Here is a 20816-nt window from a genome sequence, read left to right as displayed (position 1 = left end):
AATCAATTAAAATAAGGCGGTAAAAATTAGGCATGACCAGCTTCGGAACTTAACTGACTGACGTCAAAGCCCAGCATTGAGACTGCTTTTTCCCAGCGCTTTTCTACTGGGGTGTTAAAGATGATCTCAGGATCTGCTTTGATGATCAGCCACGAATTTTCAAGTAGTTCTTGTTCAAGCTGACCTTGATCCCAACCGGCATAACCCAGTGTAATAATAAATTGCTCGGGTGCTTCTGCTGTCGTTAAGCTTGCCAGTACATCTTTTGACGTGGTGATCATAATATCACTACTAAGCTTTTGGCTTGCAGCATAGCCTGGCTTTGGGGAGTGCAGTACAAAACCTCTGTCTGTTTTTACTGGGCCACCGGCATAGACAGCAAGACTTGCCGCATCTTGGCTTTTATCGTTATCGATCTCAATTTTATCGAGTAACTCACCCACTGTGATATTGATGGGTTGGTTAATCACCAAACCCATTGCACCATCTTGATTATGCTCACAAATGTACGTTACAGCATGCTTAAAGAAAGGGTCTTGCATGCTAGGCATTGCAATTAAGAAATGATTCTCTAATGACTGCATAGGTCGCCCCTTTTGTTGTTTAAATTAAGTATGGCTCAGTTTTCTTTCAATGGCATCAAATAAGTAGCCAGTGATTGAAATGTCATAAGCTGCTTCAATCTCTTTTACACAGGTTGGTGCTGTTACATTAATTTCGGTTAAGCGGTCACCAATGATATCCAGCCCCACAAAAATGAGACCTTTTGCTTTAAGTGTAGGTGCTACGGCTTCTGCGATTTTACGATCTGAGTCGCTTATTGGGCGAGCTTCACCACGACCACCTGCGGCTAAATTACCACGTGTTTCACCGTTTTGTGGTATACGAGCAAGACAGTATGGCATGACTTCACCATCGACAACCAAGACGCGTTTATCGCCTTGTTTAATCTCTGGGATATAATTTTGTGCCATGGCAAAACGGTTACCATGCTCGGTTAATGTTTCGCAAATTACACCGATATTGGCATCGTCTTCTTTGACACGAAAGATTGACGCACCACCCATGCCATCTAGCGGTTTTAAAATGATATCTTTATGTTCAGCTAAAAATGCACGAATGTCTGCTTGGCTGCGGGTTACCAATGTATCTGGCGTGTGTTCGCTAAACCATGCTGTAAATAGCTTTTCGTTTGCATCGCGAAGGCTTTGCGGCTTATTAACAATGAGCGTTCCAGCTTGCTCTGCGCGCTCTAAAATATAGGTCGCGTAAATATATTCAGTATCAAAAGGCGGATCTTTACGCATTAAAATAACGTCTAAATCGGCAAGGGCAATTGTTGATTTTTCTTCAAGCTCATACCAATGATTAACATCATCGAAAACACGTGCTTTTGATGCAGTTGCATAACCTTGGCCTTGACGTAGCGATAGGTCGTCCATTTCCATGTAGTAAAGTTCGTAACCACGTTTTTGCGCTTCCATCATCATTGCGAAGCCTGTGTCTTTTTTAATATTAAAGCCACTAATTGGATCAGAGATTATGCCTAACTTAATTGCCATGTTTTTGCCTTAGAATAGAATGACTACACAGTGTCGGTTACTTTTATATATGGGTGTTTTTATGGTTTTCAATTCGCTAAATCACCAAACTGCAGTTGCAGTGCGCTGAGTACTGTTAGCGCAGCGGTTTCAGTACGTAGTACACGCGGGCCTAAGCGGATATCGACAAAAGCTTGTTGCTTAGCAATATTAATTTCCTCATCCGTAAACCCGCCCTCTGGGCCAACTAAAAAGCGCACTCCCTCGCTTGGGACTTGAATGGTTTTTATACTGTGTTCAGCGCGTGGGTGTAGAGTAAGTTTCAGAGCATCGCTTGTTTGCTCTAACCACTCTTTTATATCGATAGGCGGGTGTACTACAGGCACAAAGTTGCGACCAGATTGCTCTGCGGCAGCAATCGCTATTTTTTGCCATTGTTGATGTTTTTTAGCAAGACGATCACCGCTTAGTTTGACACCACAGCGTTGGCTAAAAATAGGTGTGATCTCAGTAATTCCCAGCTCTACAGATTTCTGAATAGTAAAGTCCATTTTATCGCCACGTGAAATTCCTTGGCCTAAGTGAATTTTAAGCGGTGACTCTACATCATGATTGATAAACTCTTGCGGCTCTACAATCACGCTCTTTTTACTTACTTCAATAATTTCACTTAAGTACTCTCCGCCTTCGCCATTGAAGATAGAGACTTTTTCACCAGCTTTCATGCGAAGTACTCGACCGATATGACCGGCAGCATCATCATCAAGTGCTACTTGGGTGTTTAAAGAAATTGCTGATGGTTGGTAAATATGAGGAATTCGCATTGGATGTCGCTTATCAAATAATTTAGCAATATGGTAAGTATACAGCGCGATGGGTGCAATTAATTATTTAAATCTTCACTTAATGTAAGAATATCTGCTGTCGTTTGAGCGATGTCTGTTTGGCAAGATAAGTGGTTTATATGAGCGGCGTCTGGGCAAGGTATAAAATTAAATCCTTGCTCATTTTGGTGTATTAAAAAGCGTACTTTATGCAGCGAGTTGTAAATAAATTTTTGAGCGTCATCGGCAAGTTGGTAGTCAGTATGGTTAATTAAAACGCCTTTTATATCATGGTGCTCATGCAGGTAACTTGCCAATTCGGAAACACTTATTTCATTACTAAAGTCGCAGTAACAATAATCTTTTATTAGCTCGTCAAACATCAGTTTAACCATGTGCCGGCTATTCGCTCCTGCAACGACTAACGTAGAGCCGCCTTTACCTGCAAAATAATGATGCGTAAAAGCATGACTAAACTCATTGTCGACATCAACTAACAAATAATTATTAACTTTAAAGGGCATACTGCCTCACTTATTATGTATTTCCATATTAAATCGAAAACATACTAATTAGTAGATAGCCTATCGCGCCGTAAACGGCAAACTCGATACAGGCAATACCTATGTTATCTTGATGATCCACCTCTAACGATGTATTAATATTCGGTAATGAAATATATTTAATGATATAACTCAAAACATATAACAGTACCCACATAGCACCGCAATGAGAGACTAGCGTAAATAGGTTTTCTACCATCTTACCACTAATAAATGATGCACTGGCAAGACCAGCATACCCCGCTAAGGCAAGGCCGATGGATTTGCCCGCATAACGAATACCAATAGAGGTATTTTCAAGGTTAAAATTGCTCTGTAAAGAAGCTCCTTGGTTAGCCTTAGCAAAGCGGTACTCGCGAATTTTACTATCTAGGGCAAACATGCCTTGTAATACAAAAAAGCTAACAGTGGCTATTAGTAAGCTGCTGTAACCTTGAGTATGGCACCAATTATAAAGGCCTAAACTAATAATACAGTTTGCGATTAACATGCCTGAGTCAACCAAAGCAGCACAGACATTTTGTTTTAAAATAGCGGCTTCTTCGTTAAAGCGATATAAAATCCACTTGCGATGAATGAGATGGCCCACTTTAATGAAGGTAAATAACAAAGCGATTAAAATGACCACCTTCAGTGGATTTGATTGAGCCGCACTTAAACTGATTTCATCAAAAATATAAGCAATGGTCGCAATCACGACGAGAATTTCACTGGCAAAGCTAATCCCCATTGCAAAATTATCATGTTGTGCGAGCTCTTCTTTAAGCGCTTGTTTTGCTTTAATTTGCGTTAAGATACGAAGAAGTACTATGGTTATGCAAATTACAGCAAAACTAATAGCAATCGCGACTAAACTAGTGTTAGATAATGATAAATAATGCATGCAGATCCCTGCTAAATAATTCTTTGATAATCATTCTAGTACGGTTATTGATAAGTTAAAAGAGAGTATTTAATGAGTAATTCACAACCGCTTCCTGACGCGCTTTATCAATTAGGACAAACTCGTTTTAACGGTTTGTACCCTGAGCAGCCTGTAGACCCGTTGATTGCTAAATTACTGTCTTTGAGTGACTTCGCTTGGAGTTGCTTACAATCTCAACCCGACTTGAAAGATTGGTTGCTAGATGAAAGCACATTGGCTTGCCGTAACCCGCAGCCGCCACTTACTGATGATGACTTTACTGAGTTAGATGATGCCGCAGCAATGGCCAAGTTGCGATTATACCGAGAGAAATATTGGCTTAAGGTTGCGTTCTTAGATGTCTGTTGCCATAACCCAATTGAAGACAGTATCGCTTATATTTCTGCACTTGCTGAGCAGTTAATTGATTGTGCGAATCAATGGGCATTCGCACAAGTTGCAAAAGTCAGTGGCATGCCAACAGATGCGTTTGGAAATGCTATTCCAATGCTTGTACTAGGCATGGGAAAACTTGGGGGAGGGGAGTTAAATTACTCCTCAGATATCGATCTCATTTTTTCTTACCCAACAGATGTGCCAACTCAAGGTGGACGCCGTTCTATTGAAGCGCAAGTTTTTTACACTAAGGTTGCGCAAAAATTAATTATGGCGCTCAACCAAACCACTGTTAACGGCCAAGTTTTCCGTGTTGATATGCGCTTGAGACCTTTTGGTGAAAGTGGCCCTTTGGTAATGAGCTTTAATGCAATGGAAGATTATTACCAAGAGCAAGGCCGAGAGTGGGAACGTTATGCCATGCTAAAAGGGCGTTTGATAGGCGCTGAAAATAGCTATTGGGCTGAGTTCTATGAGTTATTAAGGCCATTTGTTTATCGTCGATATATTGACTTTTCGGTGATCGAATCTTTACGAAAAATGAAACAGATGATTGCTCAAGAAGTGCGCAGAAAGCGTTTAACTAACAATATAAAATTGGGCGCTGGTGGTATTCGCGAAGTTGAATTTGTGGTGCAAGCATTGCAAATGGTGCGTGGTGGCCGTGAGGCAAACTTACAAACACAATCACTTTTATCAGCCTTACAAGAGCTTACTAACAATCAGGTTATTGACGCTAAAGAAGCGTCGCTGCTTAGGCATAATTACCTCACATTGCGTCGTATTGAGCAATACTTACAAATATTTGATGATAAGCAAACTCAAACATTGCCCGATGATGAGCAAGACCAGCAACGTTTATGTGTGTTGCTTAACAAAGCCAACTTTGATGAGTGCCTAAAAGCGATTAATGAAACAATGGCCTCAATACACAGTGAGTTTGAGCAGGTAATTGGTTTTGAAAGTGACAACGTTGATCCATGTGAAAGTGCATTTATTAGTGCATGGGAAATGACCGATGTGTCCTTGATGGATGATGCTAATTTAGCGTGGCAACAGGCACTTGATGATTTTAAAACACGTTTAACAAAAGCAAAAGTTGGTAGCCGTGGGCGAGATATTCTCGACAAGTTGATGCCTTTACTGCTTAAGCAATTGACAGTGAGTAAAGCCAGTAGTGATGCTTTCACTATGATTTGCCAAGTGCTGAATAAAATCATTTCTCGTACAGCTTATTTAGAGCTCTTATATGAAAACCCTGGCGCGTTAAATCAACTGGTTGCTTTGTGCTGTCACAGCAAATGGATAGGTGAACATATCTCTCGTTACCCAATTTTGCTTGATGAGTTGATTGATCCCCAAGTACTTTATAAGCCTACTCCGTTATCGGCTTATAAAGACGAAATAAGACAGTACTTCCTTCGTATAGAATACGATGATTTAGAGCTGCAAATGGAAGCCTTACGCCAATTTAAACAAACACACCAACTGCGAATTGCTGCAGCGGATGCGACAGGTGTTCTTGATGTAATGAAAGTGAGTGATCACTTAACGGCGTTGGCAGAAGCGATTGTAGAGCAGGCTGTGAACATCGCGTGGCATGCATGTGTTGCACGTTTTGGCCAACCAGCCAATACCACAGAACAAGAAAAAGGCTTCGCGGTTATTGCTTACGGTAAAACAGGTGGCTTTGAAGTAGGTTATGACTCTGATTTAGACTTAGTGTTTGTGCATAATCACGATGGTAGTAGTTATACCGATGGTGATAAGGCGATTGATTCAAGACAGTTCTATTTAAAATTAGCACAGCGTCTAATGCATCTATTTAACACACGCACTGCATCTGGCATTTTGTACGAGCTTGATACACGCTTGAGGCCTGAAGGAGCGTCAGGGCTGTTGGCAATAAACCTAGAAAGCTTTTATCACTATCAACAAACCCAAGCATGGACTTGGGAGCATCAAGCCTTAGTTCGCTCGAGAATGATTTATGGGCAGGCGTCGCTTCATTCTCGATTTGATGAGATCAGAGCAATTATTTTGTGCCAAGCACGTGATGATGAAAAATTGAAAAAAGATGTCATAGAAATGCGTGAAAAAATGCGCAATCATTTAGCGAAAGGTAATAGTGAATTATTTGACTTAAAACAAGACCATGGTGGAATGACTGATATTGAGTTTATTACACAATATTTAGTCTTAAAATATGCCCCGCAGTATCAAGAGTTAACGACATGGCCTGATAATGTTCGTATTTTAGAGGATGCAGCTAAGCTTGGCTGTATTGATTCTGAAATGCAACATCAGCTAGTGGCTGCTTACATTGAATACCGTTCTCGTTATCATGTCATGAGCTTAAACCAGCAAGGTCGATGTGCGCCGCGCACTGAGCTCAAAGAGCATATAAGTTTGGTACAAAGTGCGTGGCAGCAAGTGTTAGCTTCTTAAGCGGCGGCAGTTTTCGCGTATGTAAGGAGAGGGCAGCTCTGTAATAACAGCCGCTCTTTGCTTGAAACAAAAGAAGGTATAAACCTCATTTTCAAAGTCGTCGTTGATAGCACGTCCCACTTGATATAAAGCGGACACAAAGTTGCTATCAACACGAAAGTGATCTTTAACGACATAATCTTTACTGAGGTACCAGTAAAGCTCAATTTCTTCATTTCGAGCGTAGTCTGATAACACGTCTTTTAATGTTGTTCCGCTTTCAAAGCGACGTGGTAATACATCACCAGTCCAGTTTGGAGATGAGGGCTGAACTATCTTGCCACGCTCAAACAGAGCCATGTCTAGGCTTGTTTCAGGCTCTTTTAATTTAAGTACGTATTTATCACGCTCGTTATTTTTACTGTTAACTTGATTTCTTAGTGACGAATAAAAACGAGAAAGCCCTTGTGCGGCGGCATTTTGAGTATTTTTAATATCGATAACAGGCCCTTTACCGAATAAAAAATAAAGAGCTGCTGCAATCAAAATAATAGCTAATGATAAATGCTTAACCCAAAACCACATTTCTAATACTCTTGTTGTTGATTAGATTTATAAAACCACACAATTTAACAAATGTCACTCACTTATAATAAGAAGGGGCATTCTTATCAGGGCGCGTTTTAAAACGTCGATGTAACCACATATATTGTTCAGGTGCTCTATTAACCGCTTGCTCCATGCGTTGATTGACACGTGTTACGTCATTAAGGTTATCACCACTGGGAAAGTTTTCCATAATCGGGAGTACTTCTAAGTGGTAGCGACCTTGCTCATCACGGCGGCTAGCAAGACTCACTGTTTCACAGTGTTTACTGTTCGCAAAAAGTAGTGTGCCAGTTGTTGTTGCAGCATCTTTTACTGCATAAAATGGCGCGAATTCACAGCGGTTACGCCCGTAATCTTGATCGGGTAAGTAATAGCAAATCTTTTTATTTTTTAGTGCTTTTAGCAATCCTTTAACATCACGCTTTCCTACTAAGAACTCATTAGAACGTAAACGGCCATTGGTTGTAAAATATTCCATCAATGGATTATTGTGTGGGCGATAAAAACCAATACCTTGATACTTCAACCCCATCACTCGGCTCGCCATTTCTAAATGAAGAATGTGTGGCACGAGCATTAAAACGCCTTTGCCTGACTGTTGAATTTGTTCAAAGTATTCAAGGCCCTTGATTGACCCATAGCACTTTCTTACACGCCACTCGGGCCACCACCATGCCATGCCTGTTTCCATCATAGCGATACCGGTGTTTTCCATATTCTTAAGCACTAGCTCTTTTTGTTCTTGCTCTGGCATATCTGGGAAACATAGGCGGATATTGACCTCGGCTATGTGACGACGACGTTTCATAAAGCGATGAACTAATCTACCTAAACATTTTCCAAGGAATAATTGAAACTTATGTGGTAACCAAGAGATCAAAAATAAGAAGAAAACGCCAACCCATGTGAGCCAATAACGAGGACCCAAAAAGGATACTTTGAAAGGAGATGAACTAACCACTGAAAAGTCTCTAAAAAAATAAAAAGTAAGTTTAACCGCAAGTCTTTAAAAATACAAAAGCCAGCGAGAGGCTGGCTTTAAAGTAAGGACCCTATAAAAGAAATACTTAGATTTCCTTTAAACCTTGGTTAATTGCAGCAAGATCCTCAGCTGTTAATGTACCAGCGGCTTGCTTTAAACGCAGTGTTGAAACAACATAGCGGTAACGCACGTTGGCAAGGTTGCTTTTGGCGTTGTAAAGGTTTTGTGTGCTGATAAGTACGTCAACGATTGTACGTGTACCTACCTCAAAGCCAGCCTCTGTTGCTTTAAGCGCACTTTCTGCTGAAACAACCGCTTGTTGCAACGCTTTGTAAGTTGCGATATCCGATACAACTTGGTTGTAAGAAGTAATCACAGAGCGTGTAACTGCACGCAGGCTTGCTTCTAAATCTTCACTGGCTGCTACATAAAATGCACGAGCTTGTTCAGTTGCTGCGACAGTGGCGCCACCTGAATAAATAGGTAGGCTAAAGTTAACGCCCACTGAGGCACTGTCCGCACGAGGCTCGTGTGAATTTCTGTTTAAGTCAGTTAGGCTGTCGCCGTACGAGGCATTTAAAGTCAGCTTAGGATAGTGGCCAGCTTTTGCTAAGTCGATTTGATCTTTTGCAATATCAACGGTTACTTTTGATACTTGCAAGTTTAAGTTGTTCTCTTCTGCGATTTTTATGTAGTCGGTTGACTGTTTGTTAGGCGCAACAGTTGAAAACGTGTCAGTATTTAACATGTCTAACTTTGCATGGTATTTACCTGTGATTTCACGAAGTTGTTCGCGGGCCGTTTCAACGCTGTTTTTCGCAACAATTTCTTTTGCTACAGAGTTGTCGTACTGTGCTTGTGCTTCATGTACGTCGGTAATTGCTGTCAAACCAACTGCGTAACGTTCTTTTGTTTGTTGTAATTGACGTTCAATGGCACGTTTTTCTGCCTGCACAAACTCTAAGTTGTCAATTGCGCTAAGTACATTGAAATAACCATCAGCAACACGAACAATGAGGTCTTGTCTAGCAAAGTCGTACTGTGCGTTTGCTTGCAAAGCTTGTTTATCAGCAATGCCTAATGAATTCCACGCACCCAAGTCAAACAATGTTTGGCTCAGACTAATACCGCGGCTAAATACATCTGTATCACGGTCAAATTCAATGTAACCGGTTGTATCGTTGCCTTCGTATAGTGTTGCGTCGGTTTTTTCGTACCCTAAACTTAAACCTAATTGTGGCAATAGCGCACTTAACGCGCGATCGCTCTCATAAGCTTGCGCATCTGCTTGGGCTTTTGCTTTAAGTACGGTAGGATCATTTGCTGTAGCAATCTCGTATACTTGGAGTAAATCTTCAGCGTAAGTGGCAGTAGCAGTCAAAGCGCTCGAAAAACCGATCAGCGCAGCGAGTAGTGTTTTTTTCATTATTCGTTCAGTCCTTAGACAATTTTCGTACTGTCACCATGGTACTCTTTTTTAGTGAATAACCAAAAAAAAAATGCGTAAATCTACATGTCCAAGTGTAACAGAATATAATTGAGTGAATTTTTAGCACAAAACCTAAAGGAATTAGTGTAATGAAAGTAACAGCAATCTCACAGTTTAGCCATGATGATATTGAGCTTAAACCTGTTGAACGTGCATATGATGGCTTTTTTAAAGTTAATTTATACCGCTTTCGCCACGCATTATTTTCAGGTGGTGAGTCAGTAGAGATCAAACGTGAAATCTTAGAGCGTGGTCATGCTGTTGCTGTGCTTCCATATGATCCTGTAACCGATCAGGTTTTGCTTGTTGAACAAGTGCGTATTGGTGCACTTGCATCTAAGCAGTCACCTTGGTTACTTGAGTGTATCGCCGGCATGGCCGATGGAAGTACGGACTATGAGCAAGTTGCTAAGCGTGAAGCATTGGAAGAAGCGGGCATCGAGCTTGATGAGCTTGAATTTATGATGTCTTACCTGTCAAGTCCGGGTGGCACAACAGAACGTTTATACTTGTATTTAGCGCGCACAGACTTATCTCACTATCAAGAGGGGATTTTTGGCCTTGATAATGAAGATGAAGATATTAAAACACATGTAATGTCATACACAGAAGCCATGCTCCGCTTAGAGCAAGGAGAAATCGACAATGCAGCGACAGTTATCTCGTTACAGTGGTTAGCACTGAATAAGCAACGTATACTGTCTGATTGGCAAACTGCTTAACTTACATTTTAATAATGGGGAATTATTTTGACGTACGTAACAGCTGAACAACGTTACATTCAAAGCTTACCTAAGTATTTAACTTTGTGTGAGCATAATTATGTGCGTGCGCTCAAATTACTCCCCAAAGAACGTCAAATAGGTCATGTACGTAAAGTGCAACTCGGTAATAGCACATTTGTGGTTAAAATAGATGATACAGCAAAGTACACCATGGATATTTCTATCTCGCAAGAGACAGGAAACCTGCATGTTGTTACCCCGCTTTATCTAACTGTGCGTATGTATCATGATGCAAAAGTGGCTGAAATAGTTCATCACGATTTTCATCAACGGATAAAGCCATCTTACGCATACCCGAATCCGAATATGCATCAAAAAGATGAAAAGTATCAACTAAATGCTTTTTTGTATGACTGGCTTGTTGCGTGTGTAGAAAATGGCCGTGCAGCGCTACACTGGGATGTAAACAATGGCTTGGTTTAGTAATGCTTATCATTTTGACAAAACAACATTAAAAATTGCACATATTACAGATTGTCATTTATCAAAAGACAGGCAAGGTGAGTATTTTAATGTAAATACAGCTGAGTATTTTTCGCGTTGCTTAGCTGCCATGGCAAACTTACAACTTGATTGCGTGATCTTTGGGGGTGATTTAACACAAGATCACAGCAGTGAATCGTATCAACTATTTGCTGAACTTATTGATGATTCGGCACTGTCTTGTCCTGTGTTTTGGCTACCAGGGAATCATGATGAGATTGCTGAATATGAAGCGCTTTCAAACTCGCAAATTTTAAACAGTAAACGTATTACCTTTTTAGCTGGACAATTGCTTTTAACAAACTCAAAAGGCGCGACCCCAGCAGGTTGGATAACACAAACCCACTTAAGCGAGTTAAGCGAAGCAATAGGGCAAATACCGAGTGTAGTGTTTTGTCATCATAACCCGCTACCTATTCAAGCCTACTTAGATAAGCATATGCTAGAAAATGGCCCGCAGTTTTTAAACGCTTGCGTCAATAGTGAGCAATGCATTGGCGTGTTTCATGGTCACGTACATCATGAGTATACGCACAATTACCGCGACCTTAGCGTGTTTGCGACACCTGCCAGCTCAATACAATTTACTAAGCATACTATGGCGTGGCAGCAAGAAGATTTAGGGCCTGCGTTTCGTGTGATTAACTTAAATGTTGATAAGCAACAAAGCGTGCAGTTAACAACGGATGTAATATGGCTAAACGGGTAATTTATATTCATGGTTTCAATAGCTCTGAGCAATCGTACAAAGCCGTTCGTTTTGGCGAGCATATGGCTCAGTTTGATGTTGATTATAAAGTGCCGCGATTAACCCATGAGCCGTTACATGCAATTTTACAATTAGAACAACTGTTAAATGATGATACTGTATTACTCGGTAGTTCATTAGGCGGTTTTTATGCGACCTATTTGTCGCAACGTTATTCGATACCAGCGGTGGTCATTAACCCCGCGGTGCGCCCATTTGAGTTACTTGATAACTATTTAGGGCCAAACTATAACCCGTATCAAGACACCCATTACGAACTTGATACTCGTCACATGGATGCATTGCGCAGTTTATATTTGTCGCAATTAGACACCCCTTCATTGATTTATTTGCTACAGCAAACAGGCGATGAAGTACTGCCTTTTCAGCAGGCGGTTAACTATTATTCTCAGTGTAAGCAACACGTTGAATTTGGAGGCGATCATAGTTTTATCGGCTTCGAACAAACCTTTGCAAGTATTGTAGATTTTCTTAAAATCACGTAAAACATAGCTAAGCGCATAAAAGATATAAAAACTATGAGTCAGCAAAATTATAACGCCGAAGCAATTGAAGTCTTAAACGGGTTAGAACCCGTAAAACGCCGCCCAGGTATGTACACCGACACGGTTCGTCCTAACCACTTAGGCCAAGAGGTTATCGATAATAGTGTCGATGAAGCAATGGCAGGTCATGCAACAAAAATAGATGTCATTCTTCATGAAGATAACTCGCTTGAAGTTATTGATGATGGCCGTGGTATGCCGATTGATATTCACCCTGAAGAAGGTATTCCTGGGGTGGAGCTTATTTTTACCAAGCTGCATGCCGGTGGTAAGTTCTCAAATAAAAACTATCAATTTTCAGGTGGTTTACACGGTGTTGGTATTTCAGTTGTAAATGCCCTGTCAACGCGTGTTGAAGTGACCGTACGCCGTGATGCACAGCAGTTTCGTATGGCCTTTGAGAATGGCGATAAAGTCGAAGACTTAAACGTAATTGGCACTGTGGGTAAGCGTAACACAGGGACTACCGTGCGTTTTTGGCCAGATGCCAGTTATTTTGATTCTGCTAATTTCTCGATTACTAAGCTTAATCATTTATTAAAAGCCAAAGCCGTACTCTGCCCAGGCCTGCGCATTAAGTTTACCAACAAACAAACCAAAGAAAGCCAAGAGTGGTACTACGAAACGGGCTTAAAAGATTACTTAGTTGAAGCGGTGAAAGGTTTTGAAGTATTGCCAAAAGAGCCGTTTATTGGTGATTTTTCAAGTTCAACAGAAGGCGCTGACTGGGCTGTTGTATGGTTACCTGAGGGCGGTGAATCCATTGCTGAAAGTTATGTAAACTTAATTCCGACTGCGCAAGGTGGTACGCATGTTAATGGTTTACGCCAAGGTTTACTTGAAGCAATGCGTGAATTCTGTGAATTCAGAAACTTATTGCCCCGTGGCGTAAAGTTAACGCCAGATGATATTTGGGAGCGCTGTAGCTATGTGTTGTCGGTAAAAATGCAAGATCCGCAGTTTGCAGGCCAAACAAAAGAGAAATTATCATCTCGTTCTTGCGCGGCGTTTGTATCTGGTGTGGTGAAAGACTCATTTAGCTTATGGTTAAACGAACACACCGAGACCGCTGAATTATTAGCTGAGCTATGTATCTCAAATGCACAGCGCCGATTACGTGCTGCTAAAAAAGTTGTGCGTAAGCGCATTACCTCAGGCCCTGCGTTACCGGGTAAATTAACCGATTGTAGTGCCCAAGATAATGACCGTACTGAATTATTCTTAGTAGAGGGTGACTCTGCGGGCGGCTCGGCTAAACAAGCTCGCGACCGTGAATTTCAAGCAATAATGCCACTGCGCGGTAAAATTCTTAATACATGGGAAGTCGAATCCGGACAGATTTTAGCATCGCAAGAGGTGCATGATATTTCAGTGGCTCTAGGTATCGACCCTGATTCAAGTGATTTATCGGGTCTGCGTTATAACAAGATTTGTATTTTGGCTGATGCTGACTCGGATGGATTACACATTGCCACATTATTATGCGCACTGTTTGTTCGTCATTTCCCTGCGCTCATTAAAGAAGGTCATGTGTTTGTAGCCATGCCACCGCTGTTTCGTATTGATATCGGTAAAGAGGTGTATTACGCCCTCGATGAAGATGAGAAGAATGGTATTTTGGCTCGCATCGAAGCTGAGAAAAAGCGTGGTAAAGTGAATGTTCAACGCTTCAAAGGCTTAGGTGAAATGAACCCGTTGCAGTTAAGAGAAACAACGATGGATCCAAATACCCGTCGTTTGGTGCAATTAACACTCGATGAAGAAGAGCAAACCATGGAAATGATGGATATGTTACTTGCGAAGAAACGTTCATCAGATCGCCGTCAGTGGTTAGAAGATCACGGTAACCGCGCGCAAGTTTAATACAGGTACATTTGCAGCCTAACGGTTGCTAAACGAATTAAAGGGCAAGAAAAATGAAAAAACTACTGACCTCATTTTTATCGCTGAGCTTACTATCAGCGCCAGCAATGGCAGAAGATATTCTTGATAAACTAACGGTTGCTGAAGGCTTCAAAGTAAGTTTATTCGCCGATGATGTTGAAAATGCACGACAAATTGCCGTATCAAAAAAAGGCATAGTGTACGCAGGTTCGCGTAAAGCAGGTAATGTATATGCACTGATTGATCATAACAGCGATGGTGTAGCCGATAAGAAAATTGTTATTGCTAAAGGATTAGAAATGCCATCGGGCTTGGCAATAAAAGGGGATGATTTATATGTTGCTGAAGTGTCGCGTATTATTCGCTTTAAAGACATTGATAAACACCTCAAAGCCCCTAAGTTTGAGGTGGTGTATGATAAATTCCCAACTGACCGCCATCATGGTTGGAAATTTATTAGCTTTGCCCCAACAGGTGAGTTAATTGTGCCTGTTGGCGTGCCATGTAATATTTGTGCTGAAGATGACAAGTACGGTCGCATTTTTTCACTTAATGTTGATACCAAAGAAATCAAAACCATTGCTCAGGGCGTTCGTAACTCAGTGGGTTTTGACTATCACCCAACAACAAATGCGTTTTGGTTCAGTGATAATGGCCGTGACATGATGGGTGATGATATCCCGCCTTGCGAAATCAACCGAGTTGGTGAAGGTGAAGAGGGGGCGCATTATGGTTTCCCTTATGTTCACGCAGGGGCGATTTTAGATCCTGAGTTTGGTAAAGGTAAAAATATCGCTGATTATAAATCGCCTGCGCTTGCACTGGGTGCGCATGTTGCACCATTAGGCATTCATTTTTACAACGGCAAGCAGTTCCCAGCTAAATACAAAGAACAGTTATTTGTTGCTGAACATGGTTCTTGGAATCGCAGTAAAAAATCGGGTTACAGAGTTATGCTAGCTAATGTTGAACAAGGTCGTATTACTAAATACACCCCATTCATCACAGGCTTTATGCAAAACGAAGAAACATTTGGTCGCCCAGTTGCATTTGCAGAGCTTGCAGATGGCAGCTTATTGATCTCAGACGACTTTGCTAACGTGATCTATCGTGTTAGTGCTAAGAAAAAATAGGTAAGCGTTAATGAGTGATACAGATACCTTGCTGATGCAAGGCATAGAACAACAAACGATGGGGCGTTTTACCGAAGACGCCTACTTAAACTACTCAATGTACGTCATCATGGATCGCGCTTTACCGCATGTAGGTGACGGTCTTAAACCTGTACAGCGTCGTATCATTTATGCAATGAGCGAACTGGGATTATCGGCGCAGGCAAAATATAAAAAATCAGCGCGTACCGTAGGTGATGTACTGGGTAAATACCACCCACATGGTGATAGCGCTTGTTATGAAGCCATGGTGTTGATGGCGCAACCATTTTCTTATCGCTACCCGCTGGTGGACGGTCAAGGTAACTGGGGTGCTGCGGATGATCCTAAGTCATTTGCAGCGATGCGTTACACTGAAGCTCGTTTATCAAAGTTCTCGGAAGTTCTACTAAAAGAGCTTGGTCAAGGCACTGTTGATTGGACCGCCAACTTCGATGGTACACTTGATGAGCCAATGGTACTGCCTGCGCGTTTACCGCACATTTTACTCAATGGTGTGACCGGTATTGCGGTGGGTATGGCAACCGATATTCCACCACATAATGTGCGTGAGGTGGCCAGTGCTTGTTGCTTATTACTTGATAAGCCCAAAACTGAAATCGAAGAGCTGCTTGAGTTAGTGCATGCGCCTGACTACCCTACAGAAGCTGAGATAATCACGCCCAAAGACGATATCCGTAAGATTTATCAAACGGGACGTGGATCTATTAAAATGCGTGCAATTTACACTGAAGAGCAGGGCGATATTGTTATCACAGCATTACCGCACCAGTGTTCAGGGGCAAAGGTTTTAGAGCAAATTGCAGCACAAATGAATGCTAAAAAGCTGCCGATGGTGGCTGATTTACGTGATGAATCTGATCACGAAAACCCAACCCGTATTGTGATAGTGCCACGCTCGAACCGTATTAAAGCTGAGCCGTTAATGGCGCACTTATTTGCAACCACAGATTTAGAAAAGAACTACCGCGTAAACTTAAACATGCTTGGCCTCGATGGTCGTCCGCAAGTTAAAGACTTACGTAGTATTTTAACTGAGTGGCTGACGTTTCGTCGTGAAACAGTCAGACGCCGCTTACAGTATCGCTTAGATAAAGTGCTTGCACGTTTGCATATTTTAGAAGGTTTATTAACGGCCTTTTTAAATATCGACGAAGTCATAGAAATTATTCGTACGGAAGATAAGCCAAAACCTGTATTAATGGAACGCTTTGGTATTACGGATATTCAAGCCGAAGCGATTTTAGAGTTAAAACTACGTCACTTAGCTAAACTTGAAGAATTCAAGATCAAAGGCGAGCAAGATGAACTTGCCCTTGAGCGTGACAAATTAGAGCAAATTCTGGGCTCTGAACGTCGCATGTCGACGTTGATGAAAAAAGAAATCCAAGAAGCCGCTGACATGTATGGTGATGATAGACGTTCCCCCGTTGTTGAACGTTTGGAAGCAAAAGCGCTGAGCGAAAAAGATTTAATCCCTTCTGAATCGGTGACGGTTGTATTGTCAGAAAAAGGCTGGGCGCGTGTTGGTAAAGGGCATGACTTAGATGTAGAAGGTTTAAGTTATAAGTCAGGTGACAGTTACAAAGCCTCTGCGCGTGGTAAGAGTAATCAGCCTGCGGTATTCCTTGATTCAAATGGGCGTGCTTTTGCGACTGATGCGCATAGTTTACCTTCTGCACGTAGCCAAGGTGAGCCTATGACGGGTCGCTTTAATTTAAGTGCGGGTGCTAACTTTGAGCATGTTGTGATGGCCGAAGATAATCAAGAACTCTTGATGGCATCAGACGCGGGTTATGGTTTCATCAGTGACTTTAAAGATCTCGTGAGTAAAAATAAAAATGGTAAAGCATTGGTCAGTGTTCCGAAAGGGGGTGAACTACTTGCGCCAATTCGCATTACCGATATTGCCACTGACTATTGTATGGCTATTTCAAACGAAGGCCGTATGTTGTTATTCCCACTACGTGATTTGCCTAAACTAGGTAAAGGTAAAGGCAATAAAATTATTTCTATTCCAGGTGCGAAAGTACAGGCGAGGGAAGAGTTTGTAAAAGTGCTGGCTGTAGTGCCTGAGGGGAGCAGTGTAACGCTTCATGCTGGTAAGCGTAAATTGACCTTAAAGCCAAGTGACCTTGAGCATTATCATGGCGAGCGTGGGCGAAGAGGGAATAAGTTACCACGTGGCTTACAGCGAGTAGATGAAGCTGTAATAGAAGCAACGCAGACCGATGACATAACGGAGCCATCGGTTGATGATATAACAGAATAATACAAGGCCTGCTTAGCAGGCCTTTTTTATTGGGGTAGATTATTGTTCTAATATAAAAAGATATATTTTTAGCGCACACATGTAAGCTAAAAGCTATTGCAGAGGCACTTTTCACGTTATAATGCGCGCTGATTTACCCGAGGAGAATCCGTTTGTTAGCTGTTTTTCGTATTATTATCATGGCGTTATTTATCGTGTTTAGCTGCCTTTTTGGCTTAGTCTTATGCATCATTAAGCCATTTCATACCAATAACGTACATATTATTTCTGGCTGGTTTAGCAAAATGGCTAAGTTGCTGGGAGTAAAACTTGAATTACGTTACCATGCGGATGCAAAAACAGTTGGCCCTGCAGTGTATGTGGCTAATCATCAGAATAACTACGATCTATTTACCTTACCTGCGATGGTGCCTGAAAACTGTGTGAGTCTTGGAAAGAAAAGCCTGAAATGGATCCCATTCTTTGGGCAGCTATATTGGTTATCAGGTAATATTTTAATTGATCGCGCTAATCGTTCAAAAGCCGCAGGTACGATTTCAAAATCAGCCGAAAAAATTAAGCAAAAAGGTTTGTCGGTTTGGATGTTCCCTGAGGGCACGCGAAGCTATGGCCGAGGCTTGTTACCTTTTAAAACAGGGGCTTTTCACACTGCAATGAGTGCTGATGTACCTGTTGTGCCAGTTTGCATGAGTACAACGCATAAAACTATTAAGCTAAATCGCTGGGATAATGGTACAATTTACCTCGAAATGTTAGCGCCAATTTATCTTGATAAAGACGTATCTGCTCGTGATCATGCATCGCATGTTCATCAGATTATGGCTGCTAAAATAACTGAATTAGATGCTCAAGTGAGAAATAAATAATGGAAAATTGGCGCGAGATTACTGAAGACATCGTTACTTCATTACTTGAAGATGGCTCAGATCCTGAAGTACTGTACGAAGTAGAACACCACTTTGTTAGCGAAAATTTTGAACAGTTAGAGCAAGCCGCTTTAGCTGCTTTTAAACTCGGTTACGATGTTGAAGAGCCTGCTGAACTTGAGCTAGAAGATGGCGAAAAAGTATGGAGCTTTGATGTGGTTGTTGAGTGTGAGCTTGATGTAGAAGCCATTATGGAAGATGTCGATAAGCTTGAAGCGCTCGCTCAACAATCAAACGTTGAATACGATGGTTGGGGAACTTACTTCCAAGAGTAATTTTGTAGGCGTGAAATTTATTTTGTGCGCGACTTAAAGTCGCGCCTATGATCTGAAGTCTTTTTGCCTCGTACTAATTTCGTATTTACCTTCCTTGCTATAGACATTTTTAACCAATTGGCGATAATAAAAAACTCGATGTTTTTATAAACTAAGCTCACATATGCTTGTAACCTTACCCATTGCCGAACTAGTACCAGGGATGTTTGTTGACAGTGTCAGTAAGCAGCACGAGCACATTAATAGCGTTAAAATTAAAACCCGTGGGTTAGTTAGAGATAAAAGTATTATTCAACGTCTGGTGTCTGAAGGTGTTGAAGAACTCCTCATTGACTTCACTCAAAGTGATGTTGCGCTTCCGGCTAAATACCAGCCCAAACCTGTAGAAAAACCCAAGCCAAAAAAAGAAAAAAAAGTTGCTGAAAAAGGCATATCGGTCGAACAAGAGTTCGTGAAAGCGAGTGTTAACTACGAACAGCATAGTCGTAAGTTGCAAGTTTTATATTCAGATATCACATCAGGTTTGAAAATGAATATGACACTGCTTGATGAAGTCGTGGTTGATATCGTTAGTTCTGTATTTCGTAATCACAACGCCATGACGATTCTTACTCGTCTGAGAGATAAGCATATTTACAACTGGCGACATATGATCAATACGGCCATTCTGGTGAGTGTATTCGCTAAATATCTTGGATATAAAGAGCAAACTGTTAAAGAATTGGCAATGGGAGCACTACTGCACGATATTGGGCAAGCTAAAATGCCACAGGGCGTGCTGTCTAAGCCAAGTCAGCTTAATGACAATGAAATGCAGGTTGTGAAAAAACACGTTGCGCAGAGCCTAGGCTTAGTCAAAGGTGAAAAGGGCATTACGCCGTTAATGCTTGATATGATTGTTAATCATCATGAACGATTAGACGGAAGTGGTTACCCAAGAGGCATTACAGCCGAAAAGTTAAGTCGTCCTGCCAGAATAATGGCAATTGTCGATGTTTATGATGCAATTACTGCTGATAGACCTCACCAAATGGGAGAGGAGCCTATTTCGGCACTGCGTTATTTATTAGCAAATAAACAGTTATTTGACTCAGAACTCGTACAGCGATTTATAAAGTGTTTGGGTGTGCATCCTGTCGGCTCGATTGTGAAGTTAAACAATGAACGTTTAGCGCTAGTTATGGAAGGCAATCAGGACAACCCGATAAAGCCTAAAGTGAAAATCTTTTATAATGCGAAGCACAAACATCACATTACAGCGAAAGATGTTCACTTAAGTGAAGAACATGATCTAAAAATAATATCGAGTATTAAGCCCCTTGATTATCAACTTAATTTGGCTCGTTTGTTAAAAGAGCATCTTCTTGTTTAGACTTTACACAGCGCTTTTTAGCGTTTCGTTTTGCAGAAATAAATGCACCACTAAAACAACTCGTCATTAATACTAGCCACAGCAATGTGCCTTTCTCTACGTGCAGTGCCACACAGCATAACACCAGCGATAATACAGAGCTGAGCATGGCACCTAACCAGTAGTGGTTAACAGGGTTATCACAGTCACCAGCCTTAGTGCATGCGCAATAATTTGCCTTACAGAAATAGTGCACGCTTAAACCACATAGAATTAATGCTGCGATTATCAATGCAATAACCATAACTTTTGCCCAAATAATTTCAATTGCGTTTAGTTTAAGGGGCATAAAATAACATGTCAATCTAAATGATAATTACTATCGTTTGGTGTTTTTGTAACTAGACATCGGACGAGTTTTAAAAAGTTGTTATCTTGTTGTTAAAATGTGGTTTTTTTACCTCTTTCTAACGAAAAGTTACAGTTTTTTGATCTTAATTAAGGTAATGTTCGAAAGTTTGTAATTATTAGAATAATACATCTAATACCAACGCACAGCATTGACCTTTATGCTTAAATAATAGGTTGCCTCTGTGTTTGTTGGTTTAGCTAACATACA

Annotated in this window: 20 protein-coding genes; 11 read left to right on the top strand and 9 right to left on the bottom strand. The window is 41.2% G+C overall.

Translation table 11 applies throughout. The features are described from left to right. Positions 1 to 26 precede the first annotated feature (26 nt). From L3V38_RS17295 to L3V38_RS17275, 5 genes are all read right to left on the bottom strand, one after another. Positions 27 to 584, bottom strand: a complete 558-nt coding sequence (locus tag L3V38_RS17295) for a YqgE/AlgH family protein (protein WP_062570121.1) — start codon at positions 582 to 584, stop codon at positions 27 to 29. A 24-nt stretch (positions 585 to 608) separates the two neighbouring features. Further along, the gene (gene gshB, locus L3V38_RS17290; protein ID WP_130150763.1) at positions 609 to 1562 is read right to left on the bottom strand and encodes a glutathione synthase; all 954 of its coding nucleotides are present in this window, start codon (positions 1560 to 1562) and stop codon (positions 609 to 611) included. Positions 1563 to 1630: 68 nt separating this feature from the next. After that, entirely contained in the window at positions 1631 to 2365 is a 735-nt protein-coding gene (rsmE, locus tag L3V38_RS17285; protein WP_062570123.1) for a 16S rRNA (uracil(1498)-N(3))-methyltransferase, read from the bottom strand. Between the two features lie 59 nt (positions 2366 to 2424). Further along, positions 2425 to 2889, bottom strand: coding sequence for a hypothetical protein (locus tag L3V38_RS17280; RefSeq protein ID WP_130150764.1), 465 nt, complete (start codon positions 2887 to 2889; stop codon positions 2425 to 2427). 28 nt (positions 2890 to 2917) lie between these two features. Beyond that, on the bottom strand, positions 2918 to 3811 hold the full coding sequence (locus L3V38_RS17275; protein WP_130150765.1) for a hypothetical protein: 894 nt from the start codon (positions 3809 to 3811) through the stop codon (positions 2918 to 2920). A gap of 72 nt (positions 3812 to 3883) precedes the next feature. Between L3V38_RS17275 and glnE the strand changes: the two genes are divergently transcribed. Continuing rightward, entirely contained in the window at positions 3884 to 6676 is a 2793-nt protein-coding gene (glnE, locus tag L3V38_RS17270) for a bifunctional [glutamate--ammonia ligase]-adenylyl-L-tyrosine phosphorylase/[glutamate--ammonia-ligase] adenylyltransferase (protein ID WP_237120138.1), read from the top strand. On the opposite strand, the gene L3V38_RS17265 is transcribed toward glnE, so the two are convergent. The 3 genes from L3V38_RS17265 to tolC all read right to left on the bottom strand — a co-directional run bounded on the left by L3V38_RS17265 (position 6665) and on the right by tolC (position 9672). After that, positions 6665 to 7240, bottom strand: coding sequence for a TcpQ domain-containing protein (locus tag L3V38_RS17265; protein ID WP_130150767.1), 576 nt, complete (start codon positions 7238 to 7240; stop codon positions 6665 to 6667). The genes glnE and L3V38_RS17265 overlap by 12 nt on opposite strands. Before the next feature lie 58 nt (positions 7241 to 7298). Then, positions 7299 to 8225, bottom strand: coding sequence for an LpxL/LpxP family Kdo(2)-lipid IV(A) lauroyl/palmitoleoyl acyltransferase (gene lpxL / locus L3V38_RS17260; RefSeq protein WP_237120137.1), 927 nt, complete (start codon positions 8223 to 8225; stop codon positions 7299 to 7301). 106 nt (positions 8226 to 8331) lie between these two features. Next, complete coding sequence (tolC, locus tag L3V38_RS17255) at positions 8332 to 9672, bottom strand: outer membrane channel protein TolC (RefSeq protein ID WP_130150769.1); 1341 nt, start codon at positions 9670 to 9672, stop codon at positions 8332 to 8334. A 152-nt stretch (positions 9673 to 9824) separates the two neighbouring features. On the opposite strand from tolC, the gene L3V38_RS17250 reads away from it, so the two are divergent. The 10 genes from L3V38_RS17250 to L3V38_RS17205 all read left to right on the top strand — a co-directional run bounded on the left by L3V38_RS17250 (position 9825) and on the right by L3V38_RS17205 (position 20218). Beyond that, positions 9825 to 10457, top strand: coding sequence for an NUDIX domain-containing protein (locus L3V38_RS17250; RefSeq protein WP_130150770.1), 633 nt, complete (start codon positions 9825 to 9827; stop codon positions 10455 to 10457). A 27-nt stretch (positions 10458 to 10484) separates the two neighbouring features. Continuing rightward, a complete protein-coding gene (locus L3V38_RS17245; protein WP_130150771.1) occupies positions 10485 to 10943 on the top strand; it encodes a DUF1249 domain-containing protein in 459 nt (152 codons plus the stop codon). After that, a complete protein-coding gene (locus tag L3V38_RS17240) occupies positions 10930 to 11712 on the top strand; it encodes a metallophosphoesterase (RefSeq protein ID WP_237120136.1) in 783 nt (260 codons plus the stop codon). The genes L3V38_RS17245 and L3V38_RS17240 overlap by 14 nt, the downstream gene beginning before the upstream one ends. Next, positions 11697 to 12257, top strand: coding sequence for a YqiA/YcfP family alpha/beta fold hydrolase (locus L3V38_RS17235; RefSeq protein WP_130150773.1), 561 nt, complete (start codon positions 11697 to 11699; stop codon positions 12255 to 12257). The genes L3V38_RS17240 and L3V38_RS17235 overlap by 16 nt, the downstream gene beginning before the upstream one ends. 33 nt (positions 12258 to 12290) lie before the next feature. Beyond that, positions 12291 to 14180, top strand: a complete 1890-nt coding sequence (parE, locus tag L3V38_RS17230) for a DNA topoisomerase IV subunit B (RefSeq protein WP_062570134.1) — start codon at positions 12291 to 12293, stop codon at positions 14178 to 14180. A 53-nt stretch (positions 14181 to 14233) separates the two neighbouring features. Further along, positions 14234 to 15334, top strand: a complete 1101-nt coding sequence (locus L3V38_RS17225) for a PQQ-dependent sugar dehydrogenase (protein WP_237120135.1) — start codon at positions 14234 to 14236, stop codon at positions 15332 to 15334. Between the two features lie 10 nt (positions 15335 to 15344). Further along, positions 15345 to 17645 carry a DNA topoisomerase IV subunit A gene (parC, locus tag L3V38_RS17220; protein WP_237120134.1) on the top strand — a complete coding sequence of 767 codons (2301 nt, stop codon included), beginning with the start codon at positions 15345 to 15347 and terminating at the stop codon, positions 17643 to 17645. Between the two features lie 152 nt (positions 17646 to 17797). Then, on the top strand, positions 17798 to 18511 hold the full coding sequence (locus L3V38_RS17215) for a 1-acylglycerol-3-phosphate O-acyltransferase (protein ID WP_205989539.1): 714 nt from the start codon (positions 17798 to 17800) through the stop codon (positions 18509 to 18511). Next, positions 18511 to 18846 carry a ribonuclease E inhibitor RraB gene (gene rraB / locus L3V38_RS17210; RefSeq protein ID WP_062570138.1) on the top strand — a complete coding sequence of 112 codons (336 nt, stop codon included), beginning with the start codon at positions 18511 to 18513 and terminating at the stop codon, positions 18844 to 18846. The genes L3V38_RS17215 and rraB overlap by 1 nt, the downstream gene beginning before the upstream one ends. Positions 18847 to 19009: 163 nt before the next feature. Beyond that, positions 19010 to 20218, top strand: a complete 1209-nt coding sequence (locus L3V38_RS17205; RefSeq protein ID WP_130150776.1) for an HD-GYP domain-containing protein — start codon at positions 19010 to 19012, stop codon at positions 20216 to 20218. Here the strand turns inward: L3V38_RS17205 and L3V38_RS17200 are convergent. After that, complete coding sequence (locus L3V38_RS17200; protein WP_130150847.1) at positions 20178 to 20501, bottom strand: hypothetical protein; 324 nt, start codon at positions 20499 to 20501, stop codon at positions 20178 to 20180. The two genes, L3V38_RS17205 and L3V38_RS17200, sit on opposite strands and share 41 nt — an antisense overlap. Between the last annotated feature and the right edge of the window lie 315 nt (positions 20502 to 20816).

Origin of the sequence: Pseudoalteromonas sp. L1 (genome assembly GCF_021728095.1) — a bacterium.
Taxonomy (GTDB): domain Bacteria; phylum Pseudomonadota; class Gammaproteobacteria; order Enterobacterales; family Alteromonadaceae; genus Pseudoalteromonas.
Note: the sequence above shows the minus strand (reverse complement) of the source record. Positions and strands in the feature narration are given on the sequence as shown.

Coding starts and splice junctions, on each gene's coding strand:
- L3V38_RS17205 (WP_130150776.1), top strand. CDS start 19,010: ATGCTTGTAACCTTACCCATTGCCGAACTAGTACCAGGGATGTTTGTT.
- tolC (WP_130150769.1), bottom strand. CDS start 9,672: ATGAAAAAAACACTACTCGCTGCGCTGATCGGTTTTTCGAGCGCTTTG.
- L3V38_RS17265 (WP_130150767.1), bottom strand. CDS start 7,240: ATGTGGTTTTGGGTTAAGCATTTATCATTAGCTATTATTTTGATTGCA.
- L3V38_RS17240 (WP_237120136.1), top strand. CDS start 10,930: ATGGCTTGGTTTAGTAATGCTTATCATTTTGACAAAACAACATTAAAA.
- parC (WP_237120134.1), top strand. CDS start 15,345: ATGAGTGATACAGATACCTTGCTGATGCAAGGCATAGAACAACAAACG.
- parE (WP_062570134.1), top strand. CDS start 12,291: ATGAGTCAGCAAAATTATAACGCCGAAGCAATTGAAGTCTTAAACGGG.
- glnE (WP_237120138.1), top strand. CDS start 3,884: ATGAGTAATTCACAACCGCTTCCTGACGCGCTTTATCAATTAGGACAA.
- rsmE (WP_062570123.1), bottom strand. CDS start 2,365: ATGCGAATTCCTCATATTTACCAACCATCAGCAATTTCTTTAAACACC.
- L3V38_RS17250 (WP_130150770.1), top strand. CDS start 9,825: ATGAAAGTAACAGCAATCTCACAGTTTAGCCATGATGATATTGAGCTT.
- rraB (WP_062570138.1), top strand. CDS start 18,511: ATGGAAAATTGGCGCGAGATTACTGAAGACATCGTTACTTCATTACTT.
- L3V38_RS17200 (WP_130150847.1), bottom strand. CDS start 20,501: ATGGTTATTGCATTGATAATCGCAGCATTAATTCTATGTGGTTTAAGC.
- L3V38_RS17225 (WP_237120135.1), top strand. CDS start 14,234: ATGAAAAAACTACTGACCTCATTTTTATCGCTGAGCTTACTATCAGCG.
- L3V38_RS17295 (WP_062570121.1), bottom strand. CDS start 584: ATGCAGTCATTAGAGAATCATTTCTTAATTGCAATGCCTAGCATGCAA.
- L3V38_RS17280 (WP_130150764.1), bottom strand. CDS start 2,889: ATGCCCTTTAAAGTTAATAATTATTTGTTAGTTGATGTCGACAATGAG.
- L3V38_RS17235 (WP_130150773.1), top strand. CDS start 11,697: ATGGCTAAACGGGTAATTTATATTCATGGTTTCAATAGCTCTGAGCAA.
- gshB (WP_130150763.1), bottom strand. CDS start 1,562: ATGGCAATTAAGTTAGGCATAATCTCTGATCCAATTAGTGGCTTTAAT.
- L3V38_RS17275 (WP_130150765.1), bottom strand. CDS start 3,811: ATGCATTATTTATCATTATCTAACACTAGTTTAGTCGCGATTGCTATT.